Origin of the sequence: Thermoflexus sp., from assembly GCF_040289485.1 — a bacterium.
GTDB lineage: Bacteria > Chloroflexota > Anaerolineae > Thermoflexales > Thermoflexaceae > Thermoflexus.
Genome location: NZ_PSLG01000126.1, coordinates 1 through 2,018 on the forward strand (window position 1 = coordinate 1; position 2,018 = coordinate 2,018).

Consider the following 2,018-nt stretch of genomic DNA (forward strand, 5'->3'; position numbering starts at 1 on the left):
CCGTTTCCTCCCTGGCGCGCCCTCCTCCCATCACACCCTCACCGGCCGCGCAGCGTGATGACATCGAGAACCGTTTTCAGAAGGATCACCAGATCCAGCCACAGGGACCAGTGCTTAATATAGTATAGATCATACTGAAGCCGGAGGAGGGCATCCTCCTTAGAGGCGGCATACCCGTAGCGAACCAGGGCCCATCCCGCCATCCCCGGCTTGACCGCATGGCGCACGCGGTAGAAGGGGATCTCCCGCGCCAGTTCCTCTACGAACTCCGGCCGCTCCGGCCGTGGGCCCACCGCGCTCATCTCCCCCTTGAGGATGTTGAGGAACTGGGGGAACTCATCGATGTGGGTTTTGCGCAGGAGGCGACCGACTCGGGTGACCCGCGGGTCATTCTCCTGGGCCCAAACGGCCTGTCCCTGCTCCGCGTTGGGAATCATCGTGCGAAACTTGTATACCTTGAAGATGCGGCCGCCCCGGCCCACCCGCTCCTGGGTGTAGAAGATCGGCCCCGGCGAGTCGAGGTAAATGGCCAGGGCGATGAGGGGGACGAAGGGGGCCAGCACCAGCAGGCCCAGGGTGGCCGCCACCACGTCGAAGGCCCGCTTGAGGGCGCGGTTCAGCGGGCGCGTGAGGGGATGCTGGATCGGCAGGGCCACGTGCCAGTCGTCGCCCACATGCTCCACCGGCACCCGACCCGTCAGTTGCTCGTACAGGACGGACATGGGGATCACCTCCACCCCCTGCTCCAGGGCGTCCATCAAGATCCGGACCCACTCCGCGTCCGGATTCCACGTGATCGCCGCAACTACCGTGTCCACGTGATGGCGGCGGATCACGTCCGGTAGGGCGTGGCGATCCCCCAAGACGCTCCAGCCTCCCACCGTCGTCCCTTGCTTGGTGGGATCGTCGTCTAAGAAGCCGAGGACGGTGTAGAGCGAGCGGCCCTCCTGCGCCAGGGCCTCGGCGATGGTGCGCCCGGCCCATCCGGCCCCGACGATGAGGACCCGTCGCGGAGGGGCTGACGGGGCGAGAAGAAGCGTATAAAGGCCCCGGGCCGCCAGGAGGGAGGCGGCGGAGAGGAGCAGGAAAGCGAAGAGGGGGGACCGGGAGGACGGGAGGGGAGGCGTGAGATAAGGGATGAGCAGATAGCAGCCGGCCGCTGCCAGGCCGGCAAGGACCGCCGTCCGGACGGAGTCGGCGAACCGGCGGAGGGCGCGGGGCGCATAGGCATCCAGCGCCCAGGCCCACAGCTCATAAAGGAGGCTCCACAACCCGAACCAATGGGGATGCTGCAGGAGCGTCTCGAACCCAGCGCGACCGGCGGGCCGCCAGGCGAGGGCGCCCAGCAGGGCGGCGTTGACCGCCAGCAGATCCAGGGCGATCAAAACAGCCCGGTGCTCCGCCACCGAGAGCGCCCATGGGCGTCCCACCCGCCGCTCCCATCGTCTCAGCACCTCGACGCGCATCGGTCCTCCTTGCGGCAGCCAATGCACCGACGGCTCCTGGATTCAGACGTTTTCAAGTATAAGGAAGCCCGATCTCCGGCCCTTCGATCGGCGCCGCCGGGCCGTTCTTCCGATGACATCCCTTCGCTTCGAAGGGGGTTGCACCCAAGCCCCTCTGGCCGTTTCCCCATCGGCGCAACCATCGCCGCCGCTGCCCCAATCGGGGCGGGCCGAACCTCCCGAAGCCGTTACGCTGCGGCTTCCCGAAACCCCGGGGGCGTAGGGATGCCTCTGGCCTCCAACAGCGCAGCATATAACGCCAAGATCTGGCCTACCACCTGCCGATCCGAGAACTTCGCTTCCGCCATGGCCCGCGACATCTCCCCGAAGCCCGCTCGCCGTTCCGGATCCGCCAGCAGCTGTTCGATGGCCTCGGCCAGCGCGGGGACATCCCGGGGCGGCACCAGCAGCCCATTGACCCCAGGCTGCACCACCTCCCGGCAGCCCGGCACATCGGTGGCCACCAGCGGACGGGCCATCGCGGCTGCCTCGACGAGCACCCGGGGCAGCCCC

The 2,018-nt window shown here is 67.8% G+C and carries 2 protein-coding genes; both read right to left on the bottom strand.

Going from position 1 to position 2,018, the window contains the following annotated elements:
* Window positions 1-38 precede the first annotated feature (38 nt).
* On the bottom strand, window positions 39-1,466 hold the full coding sequence (locus C4313_RS11655; RefSeq protein WP_352430013.1) for a sugar transferase: 1,428 nt from the start codon (window positions 1,464-1,466) through the stop codon (window positions 39-41).
* 227 nt (window positions 1,467-1,693) lie between these two features.
* A partial coding sequence (locus C4313_RS11660; protein ID WP_352430014.1) for a glycosyltransferase occupies window positions 1,694-2,018 on the bottom strand: 325 nt, incomplete at its 5' end.